Below are 19749 nucleotides of genomic sequence, written 5' to 3' on the forward strand. Positions count from 1 at the left end.
CTTCTACCGGCAAGGGTGACATTTGTCGTTACATCTCTGATAAGGGTTGGGTTGAGGGTAGTTGGCGTTTGCCTACTGCCGCCGAACAACAGGCACTGAGTGAGGCAGCTGGTCAAAGTCCTAAACACGCCAGTTTTTATGGTACTCCCAACGGTACTTTCGCTGGCTTCACCGCTTCCAATGCCTACGGTCTGGATCAAATCCCCAGTTACGTTCAGCTATTGGATCAGCGCTTCCCTGCCTCCGGCTTCCGGAACCACAGTGACGGGCATTGGAGCAGTGCAGGCACCTACTCGTACTTCTGGTCGGGCTCATCGTCTTCCAGTACGGAGGGGTTCTCCTTGTTTGTGCAGCCGTACGGGGCTGTCCAGAATAAGTCCTTCCTGCAGCATGGGTTTGTTGTTCGGTGTGTCCGAAATTAAGTGTGCCTACCCAAGCTGTATCTAAAATGATGGTCTTAGCTAAGCTGTCCTGGCCGGCATTAGAATACCGGTATGGAAGTTTAGCTAAGAATTGGTCCATCGGCAGGGAGTTTTCAGGTACATCTGCCAAACCACTCCACGGTGCTCTGCTTTCACGGTATGGGTGTTGAACGGTTGGAGAAAAGGGAGTTGGAAGAGACTCTCAGGTGTGAGTATAGGAACTGAATGTGAATGAACCACTGAAGAAGCATCGAAAAGAAACTTTTTCTATGTGTATCATAGAATTAGTCGTTGTCGTGTTAAGCATGAACTATTCCATGATGTGATATCACGATCATGCTCCACTAAATTTGTTTTGTTGCGAAGTCTCCCGAGCCAGGCGTGGTAAGGGAGACTTTAGAAACATCTTAAGACAGTATGGATAAAATACAGAATACATATGAATGAAGGTAACCATATACAATGTTACCGGCTCAGGCAGGGACGGGTGGAACATATAGCCCATGCGGCTCATTACCGCCTGTTCTTTCTGCTGGAAGGTAAGATATTCCTTAAAAGCCCGGTAGCAGGAAAGCATCTGCTTTATGGGTTGGAAATGATGATGTTGCCGGCAGGAAGTGAGATCAGTTGCAGTGCATTTGATAAATCTAAATTTGTTATATTGGATTGTACGGTGCTTCGTACCAAAGGGAATGTTTCCTATATGGAAGAATTAAAAGAGGTGGCAGTTGTATATGAGCCGGAAAAAATGGTCTTTCCTATTTGTATTAAATTGGAGAAGGTGTTAAATGGCTTTTTTGGCTATACAATGGATGGGAGCTGTTATATTGATGCTTATGATGCTGTTTTTATTTTTCTGCGGTCGTTATATACACCACAGGAACTGGGGGCTTTGTTTGCTCCGATGACACGTGTAGAGTTGAAAGTTGAAAATTGAAAGTTGAAAGTTGAAGGTAAAATACAGTATTTATGAACTCTCTCTCCGCTGGTGCGGGAGTATAGGCGGATGTTATTAATCAGTTATGAGTATTTCTAATTAACGTGAATTCAATATAAAAATCATCCATCTAATCTATCTGTAAGGCTGAAAGCCTTACAGATACATCTTTTTACTTTATCTCTTATATAGAATTCACGTTAATTTCCAATCCGTTATACGCTAACCGTGTTCAACCCAATATAAACGAATTAAAAGAATATACTTAAGATAAAAATAGAATGGATAATGATATGCTTATAGATCAGATTAAAGAACACCTGTTTTGGATAAAGAAAGAATCAGGTTTGTTGTTACTTGAAATTCGTCAGCGTAACGGATTAACCCGGCTATTTGTGGCCGAAAGTATAAATATGAGTCAAAGGAATTTATCTACGATAGAGAGAGAGAGTATAAAGCTACGCTTGATGAAATACTCAAACTCTATACGTTTTATCATTCCAAAAGCTATGGAACCGCTGAGGATGATGAACGGTTTAGAAGGATTATGAAGAGTGGAGTAAATGATTGAATGTTAATAATAATGATAGCCACTTGGTAGAAATACCAGACTTTACAAGGGGGCGGTGGAATCAATAAAATCCAGAACGATCTGATTAAAGGCTTCGGGTTGCTCAATATTTAAGAGCCGACCACAATCCTCTAATAGGATGAATTTGCTTAATGGTAAAATGTTCAGTATCTCCGTTGTATGAGAATAGGCATTACCTTTGGCTTTCCCCTCTACAATCAAAACCGGAATCTGGGGGCGTTTTTCTTTTAGCGTTTCGTAAGTATCCAGTCCGCCCAGTATGCGTGCTTCTTTATGAAAAGCCTGCCAAACATCCCATGCCTGAATCATTGCAGAAAGAGGTTCCCGGATATTTTCACGTTGGCTTCCGGCTGTTTTGAGGATTTCGTTCAGTCGTTTTTGCCTGATTTTATCTTTATCTGTTTCTTTCTGTTTAACCGTTTTCAAGTCTTTCTTTGAACTTCCGGCAGGAAGCACAGGTTGACTCGGGCCCGGAATCTTTTCCAGGTTCCCGCTTGCAAGCACAGCAGAAGATACCCGTTCGGGGTACATGGCCAGCATATCGGTAGCGATTGAACCTCCCATTCCCAAACCTACGAGATGGGCTTTCTCCAGACTCAAAGCATTCATTAGTGCAATTAAATCTTCGGCATGTGTAAAATGGACGTATTCAATTTGGGAGGAAGATTCGCCATAACCACGCAGATCATAACGGATCATTCGGTACTTTTGGCTTAATGTATAGAATTGTTGTTCCCACATGAGATTGGATAAGGAATGGTCGTGAACCAGTATTACAGGGTCACCCTCTCCCAGTTCTTCATAATAAAGCGTGCTGTAATCGGTCGCAACACGTCCTTGCACAACATACTGCCGCATTTCCTTTATAGATTCAGGGAGGAAGAGTGTTTGTGCGTAAAGTCGTGTTCCTAAAAAAAAGAATGTCAATATAATAACAATTCGCTTCATTTCATTTATTAATTCGCATCTGTGCGGCATCGAAAACCTGGGTGCAGCGCCTCGCTGCTGCAAATATAATAAAAGAGTTAGAAAAGTGGATGAAAATTCGACGGAACATATATATTTGTGAACAGAAAACTAAAAACAGACTCACTATGGATGCCCGGTTTATCACCCTGACAAAAGATAATATTGAAAAAGAGCATATCTGCTGCGCCTTTTCGGATAAGGAAACATTCCTTTAAAGATAATCAGGCTGGAATCCATGGAACAAGCACAAGCCTCCCCCACGCCTGCCACGATATTCAGCCTGTTTTATAATGGAGAATTTATTACGACAGACGTTAGTGTTTGTATAGACAAACGGTTTGATAAGGTGATAATCAGTAAGTAAAACTTTGCTGTAGCGCTCCGCTCCCACTGAGTGTTACCTTATATTCTCCAGGGGTTACGGAAGCATTCATTTGCTGGTCAAAAGTTTCAAGGTTACGAGGACGGATTGTAAATTTTATCTCCTTCGTCTCGCCCGGTTTCAGGTTTGTTCTCTTAAAGCCCTCCATGCGTATCTCCTCGGCCTTTGCCGAAGCTGAGGCTTTTTGCACATAAAGCAAAGCAACCTCATCACTGGTACGTTTTCCGGTATTGGTTACTTTAAAGCGAACAATAATATTCTTCCCTTTTTCCGTATCTTCCGGTTCGAGAGTGAGATCCGAGTAAGTAACCGTAGTATAACTTAAGCCATGTCCAAAGGGGTAAAGCACCTTTCCTTCGGTATCATAGATAGCAGTTGTAAGCCGGCTTCCCGGACTGTATCCTCCACGGATAACTTCAGTAACGAGCTCTTTATTAACCTGTTTGGGAATCCACATCGCAAGCACAGCCGACACTGAACTCTCAATCAGAGGATCAATCGCAAACGATTCTTCTCCCGACAAAACCAAAACGACCGGTTTACCCAACGCAGAAAGTACTTTCAACCAGATCTTCGATTCACTCTTAACTGCATCTTCTGCATCCCAGACCACAGTTATTACATCATATTTACGGGCACCCGCAAGAACTTTATCTTTCTCCTTTTTATTGTTATAATGTGAAAGAGAAAGCAAAATGCGTTTTGTGTTATCAACCGGTAGTATATTCCCGTCATTCTTCAACAGTACAATAGATTCCCGGCAAACTTGTAAAGCTACACTTTTATGATCTTTTTGTTCTTGTTGTAACCCAACCGGAGTTGCTGTTGTCAGCGCATCATACGTTTTCTGTTCCAACACGCCCGATTCTTCCGTAATACGTTTAAAAGCAGCACGATACCTCACATCACTTGGTTGCACTGTTTCAAGGTCCGTTACCGGACAATTGGCATGTAATCCCTTCGACATCTCAATTCCTAACTCAGCTACCAGATACGGGCTATCACCATACTTAAAAGATGGCAAAGCTATAGACTCCTGACCTCCACGACGGGCTTCCTGTCCGACAATCTGTCCGATACGTTTAGTTAAACTACGGTTCCACGTCTGACCTATACCCTGTTCCGATGGGAAAGTTATATTTTGAGCAAACACACTGAAAGAACTAGCAATTAAAAGAAGTAGAGTAAAATTTATCTTTCTCATATTATAAAATGAATTAACAGCGTAAAGATACTATAAACTAAAACCATAAGACTTTAAAAAGCTTTAAAAGTACTCGTTTAAACAAAAAGAAAAAGTTTATATTTGCAATTCATTAAAAGAATATGATATGTTATCATCATTTTATATAAAAAATTACAGAAACCTGAAAGAGCTACATATCAGTTCATTTAATCAGGTAAACCTCATATCGGGTAAGAATAACACTGGAAAATCATCTCTTCTGGAAGCCATTTTCATATATGCCAACAGAGGAAGTGTAGAGAGTATTGTAGCCAATTTTATTGGAAGGAAAGAATATTTCACCAGCAATCTTAGACCAGACATACTACAAGAAAACATTACATCTCTTTCATCTTTATTCTTTAATAGAAAGTTCTCTTTCAATTATGAGGATAGAATAGAAATAGGTGAACCCCAATTAAAAGACTTAATTTCCTTACAGTTTGTTTATTATAAAGAAGAGGTGAACCAAAATGCCAAATATGAGTTCGAAAAGATTAGAAGAATTACTATTGATAACAATTTAGATATCAATAATATAAGCGATTTGTTTATTGGGTTTGATATTAAAATTGGCAATCAATCAAAATTATTATCACTTCAAAAAAGCCTTGGCTCTTATGTCAGAAATTCAATTTCAGCACCTTCTTTGAAACATCAGTTTATCTACACCAATAATTCCGAAAAAAGTTTTAATAGTTCATTATTTGATAATATAGCACTTACAGACAAAGAACAATATATTATTGAGGCGCTCAGAATCATTGAGCCTAATACGGAAAGAATTGCTTTTGTTGATAACAATATGAAAGAACGTGTGGCTGTTGTAAAATTGGCAAATACTAAAGATGTTGTATCAATAAGTAGTATGGGAGATGGAATAAATAGAATACTAACCATTATTCTATCCTTAGTAAATTGCAGCGATGGTTATCTACTTATAGATGAGTTCGAAAATGGATTACATTACACTGTGCAAGAGAAATTATGGACTGTCATTTTTAAACTAGCTCAAGAACTAAACATCCAAATATTTGCAACAACACACAGTAACGATTGCATCTCCAGTTTCAGCAAAGTACTGAACAACATGAACAATAAATCACTAGGTAAATATATCCGACTAGACAATGTAGATGGCCAAATAAAACAGGTCGAATTTTCATCTGATGAACTTAACATTGCAGACCAACAAGAAATTGAAATAAGATAATGACAAAAAAGAATAAGCAATTACTAGTTGAAGGTAATGACGATTTGCATGTAATGTATGCATTATGCCAAAAGCGTAATATCCCCCAAACTTTCGAAATCATTGACTGCAAAGGAATAGATCAATTAATAGATTCAATCCCAGTCAGATTAAAACAAGCTGAAATTAACACTATGGGAATAATCGTTGATGCAGATGCCGATATAAACAAAAGATGGAATACTATTAGTGGCATTTTAGCAAATATAGGATATCAGATTCCAGACATAATACCTACCGAAGGCGTAATTTTAAACGAAAGTAAAAAAGTTAAAATTGGAGTATGGCTTATGCCTGATAATAATTTAAACGGGATGCTTGAGGACTTTATTAAATACCTTATCCCGGAAGAGGATCAGCTATTGCCAATTGTGAATTCGACTTTAACCGCCATTGAAGCTCAAAAGCTAAACAGATATGCGCCAATTCATCGTCCAAAAGCACTTATACATACTTGGTTGGCATGGCAAGAAGATCCGGGAACTCCAATGGGATTAAGTATCACAAAAAAATATCTGAATACAGATGTATATCAGTGCTCACTCTTTCTAAAATGGTTACTTAATTTGTTTGATGAATAATATGATTATGCAAAAATAATCTTTCACTTCCCTTAACCTTAAAAGCACAAAAAGCCCCAAAAACCAAAAGAGTTTCTCCAAATCCGCACAGAAAGCACTAATTATGATATAATTTCACTATTTTTGCACGTCTTTTACAGAAAACTTTACTGTTTAAAATGGAGCTAGGAAAAACGATTGATTTAAAAACACTGGATAAAATAGTCTTCGGGAAAGCACCCTTAGTGATATCAGAAGATTGCATGAAAGAAGTAGCTGATTGCTATGACTTCCTGAAAACTTTTTCCAGCGATAAAATCATTTACGGCATTAACACAGGGTTTGGGCCGATGGCGCAATACCGGGTTGACGATAAGTCGTTAACCGAATTACAATACAATATCATCCGTAGCCATTCTACCGGAGCTGGTAAACCATTACCCGAAATCTATGTACGCGCCGCCATGGTAGCCCGCGTATATACTTTCCTGCAAGCCAGGTCGGGGGTACATCCTGAGCTGGTTAATCTGCTGGTGGAGTTCATCAACCGGGAAATTTACCCGTTCATACCCGAACACGGAAGTGTTGGTGCAAGCGGCGACCTGGTACAGTTGGCACATATGGCGCTGACCTTGATCGGCGAAGGAGAAGTGTTTTATAAAGGTGAAAGGCGTGATACGGCAGGCGTGATGGAAGAAAATGGACTGAAGCCTTTCTCCATGCATATCCGCGAAGGACTTTCCATCACAAATGGTACATCTGTTATGACGGGAATCGGCATCGTAAACCTATTATATGCACAAAAACTGCTGAACTGGTCTGTCATTGCTTCTGTTATGATGAACGAAGTAGCTGCATCTTACGATGACCTGATGGCCGAACCTCTGAACAGTTGCAAAAGACATGAAGGGCAACAGTTCATAGCCAAAGCCATGAGAGAATGGATTGAAGGAAGTACGTGCGTGAAGAAACGGGAAATTGAGCTTTACAGCGGAGGACACCAGGAAAAAGTATTCGGACACAAAGTGCAACCGTTCTATTCACTACGCTGTGTACCTCAGATATTGGGTCCGGTGTACGATGAACTGGCCAATGCGGAAAAAGTACTGATCAATGAAATCAATTCAGCTTGCGATAACCCGATTGTAGACCCCGTAACGCAGAATATATACCATGGGGGCAACTTCCACGGTGATTATGTATCCTTTGAAATGGATAAACTGAAGATCGCCATCACCAAACTAACCATGCTGAGCGAGCGTCAGTTGAACTATTTATTCCATGATAAGATCAACGAAATGCTGCCTCCATTTGTAAATCTTGGAGTTCTGGGGCTAAACTACGGTTTGCAAGCCTCGCAGTTTACCGCAACATCAACAACAGCAGAATGCCAGACATTGTCGAACCCGATGTATGTACACAGCATTCCCAACAACAATGACAATCAGGACATTGTGAGCATGGGAACAAACTCGGCATTAATCGCCAAAACCATTATAGATAACTCGTTTCAGGTACTAGCCATCCAGTTTATGGGACTGACGCAGGCTATTGAGTATCAGGAATGCCAGGATAAACTAAGCCCTAAAAGTCTAAAGATATATCAGGAGATACGTGAGTTCTTCCCTGCATTTAAGGAGGATACCCCACTATATCCTAAAGTAGAAAAAACGATCACCTATCTACGAGGTGAATAATTGCAGAAGATGAGAAGAGTAGTTATTACAGGAATGGGGATATACTCTTGCATTGGCAAGAACCTTGACGAAGTAAAAGACTCCCTCTATAACGGCAAATCCGGTGTCGGACTGGCACCGGAGCGGTTGGAGATGGGATACTTTTCTGCGCTCACCGGTATGCTGGAACGTCCGGACCTGAAAGGCATGCTGGATCGAAAAAAACGTCTTTATCTTGCCGAACAGGGAGAGTATGCCTATATGGCAACTGTTGAGGCTTTCCGTAATGCCGGAATAGACGAGGAATTCCTGGAAAAGAATGATGTGGGTATTCTGTATGGCAATGACAGCAGTGCAGAACCGGTCATCAATGCTATTGATATTATCCGCGAAAAGAAAAAAACGATACTTGTTGGATCAGGCTCCGTATTCCAATCTCTAACATCAACAATAACCATGAACTTATCGGTTATTTTCAAACTGAAAGGGATTAATTTTACGATAGCAGGGGCTTGTGCAAGCGGTTCGCACGCCATTGGCATGGCTTATTACCTGATAAAATCGGGCATGCAGGAGTGTATCCTGTGTGGTGGTGCACAAGAAGTTAACCCCTACTCTGTAGGTAGCTTTGACGGATTGAGTGCATTCTCTATGCATCAGGATGAACCGGAGAAAGCATCCCGTCCGTTTGATAAGTCGCGCGATGGGCTAGTGCCGAGTGGCGGTGCTGCGAGTTTGGTTGTCGAAAGCTATGAGTCGGCCATAAAAAGAGGGGCACCGATCCTGGCGGAAGTTATCGGATATGGATTCTCATCCAATGGTGATCATATCTCTGTGCCTAATGTGGAAGGGCCAAGAAAGTCGCTGCAAATGGCTATCAGGGATGCAAAGATCAAACCGGAAGAGATACAATATGTGAATGCACATGCTACGTCTACGCCGGTCGGTGATATGAACGAAGCCAAGGCGATAGCAGAAGTGTTCGGGACGCATAAACCGTATATCACTTCAACGAAATCGCAAACCGGACACGAAATGTGGATGGCGGGAGCAAGTGAAGTTATTTACTCTGTGCTGATGATGAATAATAGTTTCATCGCACCTAATCTGAATTTCAATGAGCCGGACGAAGCATCGGCTGCTCTCAATATTCCCGCACAAAGGGTAGATACAGCGTTCGACACCTTCCTTTCAAACTCATTCGGATTCGGAGGAACGAACTCAACACTGATTATAAAGAAATATAAATAATATAGATAAATGACGAACGAAGAAATTATAGAGAAAATCAGAACTACACTCGCTGAAGAGTTTGAGATTGATATCGAATTGATCCAACCGGACGCACCGCTTATGGAAACGCTGGAACTGGACAGTCTCGATTTAGTGGATATGGTAGTACTGGTAGAAAAAAACTTCGGATTCAACGTAACCGGACAAGACTTTGCCGGAATTAAAACATTCCAGGATTTCTATGATCTGGTTATTTCAAGAGTTGAAAGTTGAAAATTGAAAGTTGAAAGTTACCATGCGGCACTCAACAAGCCACGGTAACATTCAATGAGCAATACTTAATTTTCAACTTTCAATTTTCAACTTTCAACTCTTATGACTTGGAAAGGTAAAACCAGAGGAGGTACATTTGGTTATCTGTTTTTCATATACCTGATCAGATACCTGGGAGTAACCGCAGCATATGTCTTTTTATGCTTCGTAGTACCCTACTATATTCCTTTCGCACCAAAAGCAACAAAGAGTATCTGGTTTTATTCACGAAACATTCTGAAATATGGGCGATTACGCTCGGTAGGGTTATTATTCCGCAACTACTACCGCCTGGGACAAATCCTGATAGATAAAGTGGCTATCAACGCGGGAATGGAAAAGAAATTCCATTTCAAATTCGGTAACTATAAGGAATTCCTGGATATCCTGAACAGTGATCAGGGAGTGATTATGATAGGAGCTCACGTAGGGAACTGGGAAACCGGAGCGCCTTTCTTCCATGAGTATGGCAAGAAGATAAATATCGTAATCTATGATGCCGAGCACCGGAAAATAAAAGAGATGCTGGAAAAGAATGGGATAAATAAGGAATACAAATTCATCCCCGTAAACAAGGATAGTCTGGAACATGTGTTCAAAATAACCGAAGTGCTCGGGCAGAAAGAGTATGTATGTTTCCAAGGCGACCGATATGTCAATTCCGAACGCCTGTTAACCTGTAACTTTATGGGACGCCCTGCACATTTCCCCTCAGGACCATTTCTACTGGCAGCCCGAATGAAAGTACCCGTAGTGTTCTACTTCGCCATGCGAGAACCCAAACGAACCTACCACTTCCACTTCTCCGACGCCGGTGGCAGTGCCGGTGGCGGTGGCGAGGCGCCACACCCAGGTTTCCATGCGGATGGCGGGAAAAAGAAAAGACCGGAACAAATACTTTTAGAGCAATACGTAAAAGCGCTTGAAAATATAGTAAAACAATACCCTGAACAATGGTTCAACTATTACCCTTTCTGGGGTAGCAGTGGCAGCGGCAGCGGCAGCGAGGCGCTGCACCCAAGTCCCATGCGGAATGGAGGCTGTGTAAAAACTCAGGATCAGGTACGTCATTGCGAACCGTAGGTGAAGCAATCCAGTTCACAAGACATATAAGCTGGATTACTTCGTTCCTACCAATGACGAATGGGAGTTTTTACACAGCCTCAATGACAGGGGGGAATTGTAAAACAATCATCCGCATGGTTAAATTGTAAATCGTAAATTGTAAATTGTAAATGAAAAGGTATTCAAAAGAACAGCATACTGCGGTAGAAGCACAAAGACTTGCACAAGAGATAGCTTTTGGGCCAATCGTATTTCAAGTCTCACGGCTGATGGTCAAATTCGGGATATTTGCCTTGCTGGCAGAAGAGCGTGAAGGATTAACGCTGGCTGAAATCAGCGAAAAAACTAAGTTATCCAGATATGCGGCGCAAGTATTACTGGAATCTTCGTTAACTATCGGCACAGTGTTGATTAAAGAGGATCGTTTTGTGTTGGCTAAAGCCGGTTGGTTTCTATTAAATGATAAAATGGCCCGTGTCAATATGGAGTTCAACCATGACGTAAACTACCTGGGGCTTTTCAGTCTGGAAGAGGCATTGCTAAACGGCAAGCCGGAAGGATTGAAAGTATTCGGCGAATGGCCTACTATATATGAAGGATTATCAAGCCTGCCCGAACAAGTCCAAAAAAGCTGGTTTGGTTTTGATCACTATTACTCTGATTGCTCTTTTGATCAGGCACTCGAAATTGTATTTGCCAACGGACCACATAAACTTCTTGATGTGGGTGGCAATACGGGCAGATGGGCAATGAAATGTGTTGAATACAACAGCGAGGTTGAAGTAACCATTATGGACCTGCCTCAACAACTGGAACTTATGAAGCAACAAACAGCCGGACTGAAAGGTGCAGAACGCATACATGGTTATGGAGCAAACTTACTGGATAAATCCGTTCCTTTCCCCAAAGGGTTTGATGCGATCTGGATGAGTCAGTTTCTGGATTGTTTCTCGGAAGAGGAAGTGACAAGCATCCTTTCACGCGCTGCACAATCCATGGGAAGCGGAACAAAGCTTTATATCATGGAGACGTTCTGGAACCGTCAGAAATTCGAGACTGCTGCATATTGCCTGGCACAAACAAGTATATATTTTACAGCCATGGCCAATGGTAATAGTAAAATGTATCATACGGATGATATGATCCGTTGTGTGCACCATGCCGGGCTGGAAGTGGAAACCATGCATGATGGGTTAGGACTAGGACATAGTATTATGGTAGTAAAAGCTAAATAGGAATAGGTAAACGGTGTGGAAATGAAGTAAATGAATATATAAATATGATGCAAGGAGAAGAAATCTTTCAACTACTACCCCAAAGACCACCTATCGTTATGATCGATAAGTTTTATGGTGTAGAAGAAGAGAAATCCTTTTCAGGATTAACTGTTACAGCAGAAAACCTATTCTGCCAGAACGGAATGCTTCAAGAAACCGGAGTAATTGAACATATTGCCCAATCCGCAGCAGCTCGTGTGGGCTATATCGCTTTACTAGAAAAAGCACCCGTTCCGTTAGGATTCATCGGTTCGGTCGATAAAATGAAAATCCACCAACTACCTGTTGTAGGCAGCGAACTGAAAACAGAAATCACCGTAATGCAGGAAGTGGGCGATATAACCTTAATTTCTGCCCAGGTAAAAAGTGAAGATACATTGATTGCCGAAGGACGGATGAAGATATTCCTAAAAAAAGAATGAGAAGAAAAAAAGTAGAAAACGTTGCTGCACTTGTAGACCGTACCCAGATTAAAGTGCGTTTCAGCGAGGTTGATTCCATGCACATTGTATGGCATGGCGAATATGTACGCTATTTCGAAGACGGAAGAATTTCTTTTGGCGATAAATATGGGATAGGCTACATGGATGTAGTTAAGCAAGGGTATATGGTGCCTATTGTTGAACTGGATTGCCAGTTCAAACAATCGTTGGTATTTGGAGACGAAGCCATTATCGAAACGCGCTATATCAATTCTCCATCGGCCAAGATACTCTTTGAATATACGATATATCGTGCTTCCGATGGGGCTGTTGCCGCCACAGGAAAAAGCACACAGGTATTCATCAACATGGACAGAGAACTGGAACTAACCAATCCTGAGTTTTATCTGGAATGGAAAAAGAAATGGGACATCAAGTAAATATATACCTAACAGCCGACAATATAATCAGTGCGCTGGGTTTCACTACACAGGAAAATATACACGCTATCCGGAATTATCAGAGTGGCGTAAAGTTGCATACACCGGAAGATGGTTCAGACATTTCAGACATACCCGTACAAGCCGCTACTATTAATAAGGAAAGGGTTGCCGGATATGTACAGCAGCACAAGCTGGAACAGTATTCACGACTGGAACAATTGTTTATCTTATCCATCACCGAAACCCTGTCACAGGCAGCAAATCCAGTAGATTTAAGTTCACCCGACAGTTGCATTATCTTTTCTACCACCAAAGGGAACATTGATCTGTTGAGTGGGCATACCGACGAAGATTACTCGGATGAGGTTTCCCTATGGAAAATGGTCGAACGGGTAGCCGGATATTTTCATGCCGGACAGAACTTCCGTATCATTTCCAACGCTTGCATTTCAGGAGTATCGGCTTTGGTAGTAGCCAAACGGTTGATGGAACAAGGAAAGTACAAACAAGTGCTTGTTGCGGGTGGAGATGTACTCTCCCACTTCATTACCAGCGGATTTATTTCGTTCAAATCTGTCAGTCCGGAGATATGCCGTCCCTTTGATGCGAAACGAGACGGGCTAAGCCTGGGCGAAGCATGTGCCACGATTCTATTAACTACAGAACAAACACCCGGCGGCATTGTACTGGCCGGTGGAGGAATCAGCAATGATGCCAATCATATATCGGGTCCATCGCGCACCGGAGATGGGTTATATTATGCTATGCGCCAGGCTATGGAGGATGCAGGAATAGAAGCTTCTGATATTGATTTTGTAAATACACACGGAACAGCCACCGTCTATAATGATGAGATGGAGTCCAAAGCAATCCATCTGGCAGAACTCCAACATGCACCGGTGAACAGCATGAAATCGTATTTCGGTCATACGCTGGGAGCAGCGGGAATAATTGAAACTATCGTTTGTGCGCATGAACTGAAAGAACAAACGGTATTTGGAACGCTTGGGTTTGAGGAATTGGGCGTACCAATGCCCATCAAAGTACATGCGCAGCATATAGACAAACCGATCGAAGCCTGTGTAAAGACTGCATCGGGCTTTGGGGGGTGTAATGCAGCGATTGTTTTAATTAAACCGGCTCCCCACCTGCCCGAGGAGAAGTACCCGATAGAGGGGAAGTGGAAGAACTTTTCAGACAACATCTTACCGCTGCCTACCGTTTCCATTAAAAATGGTCAGATCACCGTAAACAGTCAGACCATATTTACTTCCGGAGAAAAGTCATTTCCTACTTTCATTCGCGAGGCTTATAAAACGTTGGGCGAGAGTAATATGAAGTTTTATAAGATGGACGACCTTTGTAAGCTTGGATACATGGCATGTCACTATATTTTGAAAGATATAAGCTACTCTCCAACTGAAATCGGTATTATATTGGCTAATAAAAACGCTTCGCTACACACTGATATCAAACACCAGACTATAATTGTCAATTATGACGATGCAGCTGCCAGTCCGGCAGTTTTTGTCTATACATTACCTAATGTAGTAATAGGCGAGATATGTATCCGGCATAAAATACAGGGAGAAAATTCTTTTTTTATTAATAAAGAATGTAACTTAGTTGAGTTGAAAGCCTATGCATGCACAGTTATGCACAGAAATAAGCTGAAATATTGCGTTATTGGATGGTGTGAGCTGCTGAATGATGATTATGAGGCTGAGTTTGAATTATTGACAATGAGTAAAACCGGATTGGAAATGAATGAAAATTAATGATTTTCTGTCTCCTTTTCCGCAGATTTTAACCGATAGTCTCTAAAAGAAATTATTGACAACACTTTTGTAGTTTTTGACAATGGGCCTCATACATTCGGGGAGGTTAAAAACCACAGAGGAAAAGCGGCTTCGCTACCATATTATAATCCATCGGTTAAAACCGGCAACTAAGGAAGATTGTAAATTATTTATGATGAACCATATAAAACAATACAAAAATGGAAGAATTAATAGAAAAGCTAAAAAACGAACTGATTGAAGAGTTGAACCTCGAAGAAATCACCCCGGCAGATATTGATGCCGAAGCCCCTCTTTTCGGAGAAGAAGGCCTAGGCCTGGACTCTATCGACGCATTGGAAATCATCCTGATTCTGGAGCGTAACTACGGCATTAAAATAGCCAACCCAGGCGAAGGAAAAGAAATATTCTACTCCATTCGCACATTAGCCGAATACATCACAACCAATCAGAAGTAATGAGCAAGCCACGTATATTTGTCACCGGAGTTGGCATTATTTCCGGTATAGGGCTTGATGCAGAAGAAAACATGACCATGCTGACCGAAGGAAAGCACGGCATGGCAAATATCAGCCTTTTCCCTACAGCCCTCGACGTACCCGTATCCGAGGTAAAGCTAACCAATGAAGAACTTAAAGATATAACGGACACCACCGGGACACTTCCACGCACAGCCCTATTAGGCCTGCACGCCGCCCAGGAAGCCATGCGCGATGCCGATCTGGATGGACTCTATATGGATGACATACGCATCGGATTCATTTCCGCCACCTCTACAGGAGGAATGGATCTGAGCGAGAACTTCTATACCCCTTTCCGGGAAAACAATCTAAAAGGAAAGCTGCGCAATATAGGCCTGCACGATTGTGGGGGGATCAGCGATGCCATAGCCGAAGCATTGTACATCTCAGAGTGTTACAGAGCCATCATAACCACCATCAGTACCGCCTGCTCGTCGGCTGCGAATGCCATTATGTTTGGCGCACGGCTCATCCGGAGCGGACAGTTGGACGCGGTTGTGGTAGGGGGTACGGATGCTTTGTGCCGGTTTACGATGAACGGATTTAACTCGCTGCAAATTCTGAGCAAAGAGCATTGCCGCCCGTTCGATCAAAACCGCACGGGTCTGAACCTGGGCGAAGGAGCAGGATACCTGGTATTGCAAAATGAAAAGGACCTGATGAACGATCCGTACTGCGAACTCACCGGCTATGCCAACGTCAACGAGGCGTACCACCAAACGGCCAGCTCGCCCGAAGGTAATGGGCCGTACCGTTCCATGTGCGAGGCTATAATGATGGCCGGCATATTGCCCGAAGAGATTAGTTACATCAACGCCCACGGCACCGGAACACCAAGCAATGACCTTGCCGAGAGCGTGGCACTGAAACGCGTATTCGGCGATAAAATACCGCCATTCAGTTCGGTAAAAGCATCTATCGGTCATACGTTGGGGGCAGCCGGAGGAATAGAGGCCGCACTTTCGGCTTTGGCCATCAGGCACGGGGTACTGTATCCCAACCTGAACTTCCGCACACCGATGGAAGAAACCGGATTGAAACCGATCCCGGTATTCCTGGACGATATCGAGGTCAACCACGTCCTTTCCAATTCCTTTGGTTTCGGCGGAAGCAACACCTCCCTTTTATTCTCTAAAACAGACGTTACCGCACCCCCAATTTATGATCTATGATAACACCAGCATATATAAACAGCATGGCATCCATACATCCCGGGTCAGGGGATGCATCGCAAGGATATCTTACGGCCAGCGAGCCCGATTACAAAGAACTGATCAAGAACCCCGCGCTACGCCGCCGGATGAGTCGCATCGTAAAGATGGGCGTGGCCTGCGCCATGCAGTGCCTGAGCGACACACCCGTCGAAGAGATTGATTCCATTATCACCGCCACGGGGCTGGGCTGCCTGGCCGATACGGAAAGGTTCATGAACAATCTGCTTGATAACCGCGAGCAGCTGCTCACCCCCACTCCGTTTATTCAATCTACATTCAACACGGTAGGAGCGCAGATTGCAATGCTCTGCGGGAACCAGGGGTATAATATGACGTACGTGCACCGCGGGGTGAGCTTTGAATCGGCCCTGCTCGACGCGATGCTCCGCCTCGATGAGGGCGACCGCAAGGTACTGGTCGGCGCATTCGACGAAATGACGCCCACCTCGCACGCCATCCACCAACGGCTGGGTGCATTCCGGCAGAACGTAGGTGGAGAAGGGGCGCAATTCTTCTTGCTCGGCAGTGAGAAGACGGACAAGAGCCTGGCTCGCATTACCTCTCCGTATGGCCAACGTCATATCGAAGAGTATCTGGAAGAGTATGGATTATCCGTCAGAGACATTGACTTCCTGATTTATGACAGGAGTTCCATAACCAGTGATAACGGACAGGATCTTTTCCGTAACCTCTACTTCCCGCGCACGCCTTACGAGAGGTTCAAGCGGCAGTGCGGCGAATATCAAACGGCCATTGCTTTTGGTCTTTGGCGTGCGGTGCAGAAGCTGAGTGAGGATAAGAGCATCCGCCACATTCTGGTTCGTAACGCCTACCAGTGGGAGAAATCGTTTATCCTCGTCAGCCGCCCATGATCATCGCCCTATTCATACTGTTTGCACTGGTCCTCGGGTTCCTGTTTTATGCCTCTTACAGCATCGGAGCCGGAATATATATCAAAGCGTTTTGCCGGATGCAGACAGATGAGCGGGTAGTTGCCCTGACCTTCGATGACGGTCCGGACCCGGTGCAAACGCCCAAGGTATTGGATGTACTGAAGGAGCACCACGTTCGGGCTACGTTCTTCTGCATCGGGTCGAAGGTCAAAGGAAACGAGGCGATTATACAGCGCATGGTTGCCGAGGGGCACACCCTCGGCAACCACTCGTACGCCCATACGTGGCGGTTTCCTCTCTATTCCACCCAACGGATGACGGCGGATTTGGAGCAATGCCGCCGGGAACTTGAAGAAGCCTCGGGTCAGAAGGTGGTTTGGTTCCGTCCGCCGTTCGGGGTAACGAATCCCACCATAGCCCGGGTCGTTAAACGCCTGGGATACAAGACAATGGGGTGGAACATCCGCACACTGGACACGCAACAACCCTCGCACGAAAAGATAATCAGCCACATCCATAAGCGGCTCCGCCCGGGTTCCATTATTTTACTGCACGACCGGATGCCGGGGAGCGAGGTACTGCTCGGCCGCATATTGGAGGAGCTGAAGAAGCGGAAATTCAATGTTCAGAACGATTTCGTTATTTCTACTCTATAGAAAACGAAAAATAGGCCAGAAGTCTCACTCATTCCGTTAGATCCCCCATAAACAAAGGGCTTCACCGAAATGAATGCTACTTTTAGCATGTTTTTGAAACATACTAAGTAGAGAACGGCAGTAACGTCCAATACGCCGCCTGCTGGTTTAACCGCACCCAAACCATTGGTCACTTTGGCTATGTCTGGTACAAAATCACCGAACCGAAGGTACAAGTATCCACCAACACGCTACTCAACGGCGACGGCAGCATCAACTGGCCCGCGCCTTAAGTTATTCTTTCCGTCGCACGACTTGTACGCACAAGCCCTGCGACGGATTTTTTTCTTATCTTTGTCCACTCAAAAGAATAAGAAAAATGAAACGCATAGCCATCCACCTCCTCTGCCTGCTCTTTGCCACCATCGGCCACGCCCAAATGCGCCCGATGAGCAACACGGACCAGTTCAACAACCGTTTAGCCGCCGAAGCCCAAACCCTGCAATCCATCGAGAGCGACTTCATACAGCAGAAATACCTCGACGTATTCGACGAGAAAGTAACCTCCCGCGGCCGCTTCTACTACAAGAAAGAAAACAAAATCTGCCTCCAGTACAGTCGCCCCCTCAACTACCTGATCGTGATCAACAACGCCCGGCTCAAAATCGTTTCCGACGGCAAAAAGAGCATCATGAACCTCAGCTCCAACAAAATGATGAACCAAATGCAGGACATGCTCACCGCCTGCATGGTGGGCGATCTCTCCAAACTATCGTCCAACTACCAGCTATCCTACTTTGAAGATAGTAAATACTACCTCGTCCGGATCAAACCAACCAACAAAGCCATTCAGGCATACATCGCCGAAATGGAAATCCACCTTGACAAGACAGACATGTCCGTATGCCGGCTGCGCCTTTCCGAAACAGCCACCAACTACACCGAATACGAATTCCTGAACAAGAAATTTAACTCACTCACAGATGAAAACGTTTTCTCGGTACGTTAGCCTATTGCTGTTCATCTGCATCGGCATCGGCACCACGTCCTGCTCGCCACGCCTCCACAACCAGTCCGCCGGCGGGGCCGAAATTGTGACCACAGATACCGTATCGCAGCAGTTCAACCTGCAACTCGACTTTATGAAGCACCATTTCAGCGGCATGCTCATCGCCCGCCGCATGACCGATGACGAAGTGCGACTACTCTTCACCTCCTATTTCGGACTCAGCATATTCGACTTTTCCCTCCGGGGCGACAGCCTGCACGTAAACAGTTGCATAGAGCCTATGCGCAAGAAAAACCTACTCCGGATACTGGAACATGACTTCAAACAAGTCTTTCTACCCAACCAACCCGTACGCATTAAAGAGAAAAGTGCTATCTTTGAACGGCGAACCAGCGGGAAAGGAATGGGGAAAACAATCATCTCATTGAGCCAGTTCTCCGGCAGCCAACCCCAAAGGATACAAATCAAACATCCGTGGATACGGTTGAAGATACAATTAGATAAATTAGAACCCAATAACCCATAACATGTTAATCGCACAATTCTATACCCCCCTCTCGCAAGAAACCACCGGCGAAACCGCATGGACGGTAAGCGTAGAGCTAAACCCACACCACGCCGTATACCAGGGACACTTCCCCGGCAACCCCGTATTGCCCGGCGTATGTACCCTGCAAATCATCAAAGAATGCCTGGAAGAACTGATGGACAGCACACTCCAATACGCCCAAGTCAACTCCTGCAAATACCTCTCCGCCATAAACCCTTATGATACTCCCCGGCTGCAACTCAACCTCGCCGTCAAGGAACTCGAAGACCACCAGATACAACTCCTGGCCGACGGAAGAACCGGAGATACAGACTTCATCAAACTAAAAGCAACCCTCGCAAGGAAGTAACCTCCGCAAAGG

22 protein-coding genes and 1 pseudogene are annotated in these 19749 nt (G+C 44.0%); 21 read left to right on the plus strand and 2 right to left on the minus strand.

Annotation, left to right across the window (positions count from 1 at the left end; genetic code table 11):
• The first annotated feature begins 68 nt into the window (after positions 1-68).
• From D0T87_RS25030 to D0T87_RS03505, 3 genes are all read left to right on the plus strand, one after another.
• Positions 69-422 carry a hypothetical protein gene (locus D0T87_RS25030; RefSeq protein ID WP_370526818.1) on the plus strand — a complete coding sequence of 118 codons (354 nt, stop codon included), beginning with the start codon at positions 69-71 and terminating at the stop codon, positions 420-422.
• A 439-nt stretch (positions 423-861) separates the two neighbouring features.
• Complete coding sequence (locus D0T87_RS03500) at positions 862-1359, plus strand: hypothetical protein (RefSeq protein WP_163172889.1); 498 nt, start codon at positions 862-864, stop codon at positions 1357-1359.
• A 281-nt stretch (positions 1360-1640) separates the two neighbouring features.
• Complete coding sequence (locus D0T87_RS03505) at positions 1641-1910, plus strand: hypothetical protein (protein ID WP_163172891.1); 270 nt, start codon at positions 1641-1643, stop codon at positions 1908-1910.
• 62 nt (positions 1911-1972) lie between these two features.
• On the opposite strand, the gene D0T87_RS03510 is transcribed toward D0T87_RS03505, so the two are convergent.
• On the minus strand, positions 1973-2899 hold the full coding sequence (locus tag D0T87_RS03510) for an alpha/beta fold hydrolase (RefSeq protein WP_239063468.1): 927 nt from the start codon (positions 2897-2899) through the stop codon (positions 1973-1975).
• Positions 2900-3125: 226 nt separating this feature from the next.
• Here D0T87_RS03510 and D0T87_RS03515 point away from each other — a divergent pair.
• A pseudogene (locus D0T87_RS03515) lies at positions 3126-3284 on the plus strand (YoaP domain-containing protein); the annotation flags it as partial.
• Here D0T87_RS03515 and D0T87_RS03520 read toward each other — a convergent pair.
• Positions 3274-4506, minus strand: coding sequence for a glycoside hydrolase family 3 C-terminal domain-containing protein (locus D0T87_RS03520; RefSeq protein WP_163172892.1), 1233 nt, complete (start codon positions 4504-4506; stop codon positions 3274-3276). The pseudogene D0T87_RS03515 and the gene D0T87_RS03520 overlap by 11 nt on opposite strands.
• 127 nt (positions 4507-4633) lie before the next feature.
• On the opposite strand from D0T87_RS03520, the gene D0T87_RS03525 reads away from it, so the two are divergent.
• The 17 genes from D0T87_RS03525 to D0T87_RS03605 all read left to right on the plus strand — a co-directional run bounded on the left by D0T87_RS03525 (position 4634) and on the right by D0T87_RS03605 (position 19737).
• A complete protein-coding gene (locus D0T87_RS03525; RefSeq protein ID WP_163172894.1) occupies positions 4634-5740 on the plus strand; it encodes an ATP/GTP-binding protein in 1107 nt (368 codons plus the stop codon).
• On the plus strand, positions 5740-6360 hold the full coding sequence (locus tag D0T87_RS03530) for a DUF3226 domain-containing protein (RefSeq protein ID WP_163172896.1): 621 nt from the start codon (positions 5740-5742) through the stop codon (positions 6358-6360). Before D0T87_RS03525 ends, D0T87_RS03530 begins: the two co-directional genes overlap by 1 nt.
• Before the next feature lie 158 nt (positions 6361-6518).
• A complete protein-coding gene (gene hutH / locus D0T87_RS03535) occupies positions 6519-8036 on the plus strand; it encodes a histidine ammonia-lyase (protein ID WP_163172897.1) in 1518 nt (505 codons plus the stop codon).
• A gap of 9 nt (positions 8037-8045) precedes the next feature.
• Positions 8046-9266: a beta-ketoacyl synthase gene (locus D0T87_RS03540; protein WP_163172898.1), complete on the plus strand. Its 1221-nt coding sequence runs from the start codon at positions 8046-8048 to the stop codon at positions 9264-9266.
• A gap of 9 nt (positions 9267-9275) precedes the next feature.
• Positions 9276-9521 carry an acyl carrier protein gene (locus tag D0T87_RS03545; protein WP_163172899.1) on the plus strand — a complete coding sequence of 82 codons (246 nt, stop codon included), beginning with the start codon at positions 9276-9278 and terminating at the stop codon, positions 9519-9521.
• 102 nt (positions 9522-9623) lie between these two features.
• Positions 9624-10643, plus strand: coding sequence for an acyltransferase (locus D0T87_RS03550; protein ID WP_163172900.1), 1020 nt, complete (start codon positions 9624-9626; stop codon positions 10641-10643).
• Between the two features lie 152 nt (positions 10644-10795).
• Positions 10796-11860, plus strand: a complete 1065-nt coding sequence (locus D0T87_RS03555) for a methyltransferase (protein WP_163172901.1) — start codon at positions 10796-10798, stop codon at positions 11858-11860.
• Positions 11861-11904: 44 nt separating this feature from the next.
• Complete coding sequence (locus D0T87_RS03560) at positions 11905-12324, plus strand: hydroxymyristoyl-ACP dehydratase (protein ID WP_163172902.1); 420 nt, start codon at positions 11905-11907, stop codon at positions 12322-12324.
• Positions 12321-12764, plus strand: coding sequence for a thioesterase family protein (locus D0T87_RS03565; RefSeq protein WP_163172903.1), 444 nt, complete (start codon positions 12321-12323; stop codon positions 12762-12764). Before D0T87_RS03560 ends, D0T87_RS03565 begins: the two co-directional genes overlap by 4 nt.
• On the plus strand, positions 12749-14545 hold the full coding sequence (locus tag D0T87_RS03570) for a beta-ketoacyl synthase (protein ID WP_163172904.1): 1797 nt from the start codon (positions 12749-12751) through the stop codon (positions 14543-14545). The genes D0T87_RS03565 and D0T87_RS03570 overlap by 16 nt, the downstream gene beginning before the upstream one ends.
• Positions 14546-14766: 221 nt before the next feature.
• Positions 14767-15024: a phosphopantetheine-binding protein gene (locus D0T87_RS03575; RefSeq protein WP_163172905.1), complete on the plus strand. Its 258-nt coding sequence runs from the start codon at positions 14767-14769 to the stop codon at positions 15022-15024.
• The gene (locus D0T87_RS03580; RefSeq protein WP_163172906.1) at positions 15024-16259 is read left to right on the plus strand and encodes a beta-ketoacyl-[acyl-carrier-protein] synthase family protein; all 1236 of its coding nucleotides are present in this window, start codon (positions 15024-15026) and stop codon (positions 16257-16259) included. Before D0T87_RS03575 ends, D0T87_RS03580 begins: the two co-directional genes overlap by 1 nt.
• Positions 16256-17173: a beta-ketoacyl synthase chain length factor gene (locus D0T87_RS03585; protein ID WP_203558601.1), complete on the plus strand. Its 918-nt coding sequence runs from the start codon at positions 16256-16258 to the stop codon at positions 17171-17173. Before D0T87_RS03580 ends, D0T87_RS03585 begins: the two co-directional genes overlap by 4 nt.
• Positions 17170-17850, plus strand: coding sequence for a polysaccharide deacetylase family protein (locus D0T87_RS03590; RefSeq protein WP_163172907.1), 681 nt, complete (start codon positions 17170-17172; stop codon positions 17848-17850). The genes D0T87_RS03585 and D0T87_RS03590 overlap by 4 nt, the downstream gene beginning before the upstream one ends.
• Before the next feature lie 358 nt (positions 17851-18208).
• Positions 18209-18838, plus strand: a complete 630-nt coding sequence (locus D0T87_RS03595) for an outer membrane lipoprotein carrier protein LolA (RefSeq protein WP_163172908.1) — start codon at positions 18209-18211, stop codon at positions 18836-18838.
• On the plus strand, positions 18813-19364 hold the full coding sequence (locus tag D0T87_RS03600; RefSeq protein ID WP_163172909.1) for a hypothetical protein: 552 nt from the start codon (positions 18813-18815) through the stop codon (positions 19362-19364). Before D0T87_RS03595 ends, D0T87_RS03600 begins: the two co-directional genes overlap by 26 nt.
• A 1-nt stretch (position 19365) precedes the next feature.
• Positions 19366-19737: a hydroxymyristoyl-ACP dehydratase gene (locus D0T87_RS03605; RefSeq protein ID WP_163172910.1), complete on the plus strand. Its 372-nt coding sequence runs from the start codon at positions 19366-19368 to the stop codon at positions 19735-19737.
• Positions 19738-19749: the final 12 nt, after the last annotated feature.

Source organism: Bacteroides sp. 51, assembly GCF_010500965.1.
Lineage (GTDB): Bacteria > Bacteroidota > Bacteroidia > Bacteroidales > Bacteroidaceae > Bacteroides.

What these genes read in the sequence shown, in the direction of transcription:
- D0T87_RS03550 (WP_163172900.1), top strand. Translation starts at nt 9,624, where the DNA reads ATGACTTGGAAAGGTAAAACCAGAGGAGGTACATTTGGTTATCTGTTT.
- D0T87_RS03520 (WP_163172892.1), bottom strand. Translation starts at nt 4,506, where the DNA reads ATGAGAAAGATAAATTTTACTCTACTTCTTTTAATTGCTAGTTCTTTC.
- D0T87_RS03560 (WP_163172902.1), top strand. Translation starts at nt 11,905, where the DNA reads ATGATGCAAGGAGAAGAAATCTTTCAACTACTACCCCAAAGACCACCT.
- D0T87_RS03580 (WP_163172906.1), top strand. Translation starts at nt 15,024, where the DNA reads ATGAGCAAGCCACGTATATTTGTCACCGGAGTTGGCATTATTTCCGGT.
- D0T87_RS03555 (WP_163172901.1), top strand. Translation starts at nt 10,796, where the DNA reads ATGAAAAGGTATTCAAAAGAACAGCATACTGCGGTAGAAGCACAAAGA.
- D0T87_RS03530 (WP_163172896.1), top strand. Translation starts at nt 5,740, where the DNA reads ATGACAAAAAAGAATAAGCAATTACTAGTTGAAGGTAATGACGATTTG.
- D0T87_RS03500 (WP_163172889.1), top strand. Translation starts at nt 862, where the DNA reads ATGAATGAAGGTAACCATATACAATGTTACCGGCTCAGGCAGGGACGG.
- D0T87_RS03595 (WP_163172908.1), top strand. Translation starts at nt 18,209, where the DNA reads ATGAAACGCATAGCCATCCACCTCCTCTGCCTGCTCTTTGCCACCATC.
- hutH (WP_163172897.1), top strand. Translation starts at nt 6,519, where the DNA reads ATGGAGCTAGGAAAAACGATTGATTTAAAAACACTGGATAAAATAGTC.
- D0T87_RS03505 (WP_163172891.1), top strand. Translation starts at nt 1,641, where the DNA reads ATGGATAATGATATGCTTATAGATCAGATTAAAGAACACCTGTTTTGG.
- D0T87_RS03565 (WP_163172903.1), top strand. Translation starts at nt 12,321, where the DNA reads ATGAGAAGAAAAAAAGTAGAAAACGTTGCTGCACTTGTAGACCGTACC.
- D0T87_RS03525 (WP_163172894.1), top strand. Translation starts at nt 4,634, where the DNA reads ATGTTATCATCATTTTATATAAAAAATTACAGAAACCTGAAAGAGCTA.
- D0T87_RS03540 (WP_163172898.1), top strand. Translation starts at nt 8,046, where the DNA reads ATGAGAAGAGTAGTTATTACAGGAATGGGGATATACTCTTGCATTGGC.
- D0T87_RS03600 (WP_163172909.1), top strand. Translation starts at nt 18,813, where the DNA reads ATGAAAACGTTTTCTCGGTACGTTAGCCTATTGCTGTTCATCTGCATC.
- D0T87_RS03605 (WP_163172910.1), top strand. Translation starts at nt 19,366, where the DNA reads ATGTTAATCGCACAATTCTATACCCCCCTCTCGCAAGAAACCACCGGC.
- D0T87_RS03575 (WP_163172905.1), top strand. Translation starts at nt 14,767, where the DNA reads ATGGAAGAATTAATAGAAAAGCTAAAAAACGAACTGATTGAAGAGTTG.
- D0T87_RS03590 (WP_163172907.1), top strand. Translation starts at nt 17,170, where the DNA reads ATGATCATCGCCCTATTCATACTGTTTGCACTGGTCCTCGGGTTCCTG.
- D0T87_RS03545 (WP_163172899.1), top strand. Translation starts at nt 9,276, where the DNA reads ATGACGAACGAAGAAATTATAGAGAAAATCAGAACTACACTCGCTGAA.
- D0T87_RS03570 (WP_163172904.1), top strand. Translation starts at nt 12,749, where the DNA reads ATGGGACATCAAGTAAATATATACCTAACAGCCGACAATATAATCAGT.
- D0T87_RS03585 (WP_203558601.1), top strand. Translation starts at nt 16,256, where the DNA reads ATGATAACACCAGCATATATAAACAGCATGGCATCCATACATCCCGGG.
- D0T87_RS03510 (WP_239063468.1), bottom strand. Translation starts at nt 2,899, where the DNA reads ATGAAGCGAATTGTTATTATATTGACATTCTTTTTTTTAGGAACACGA.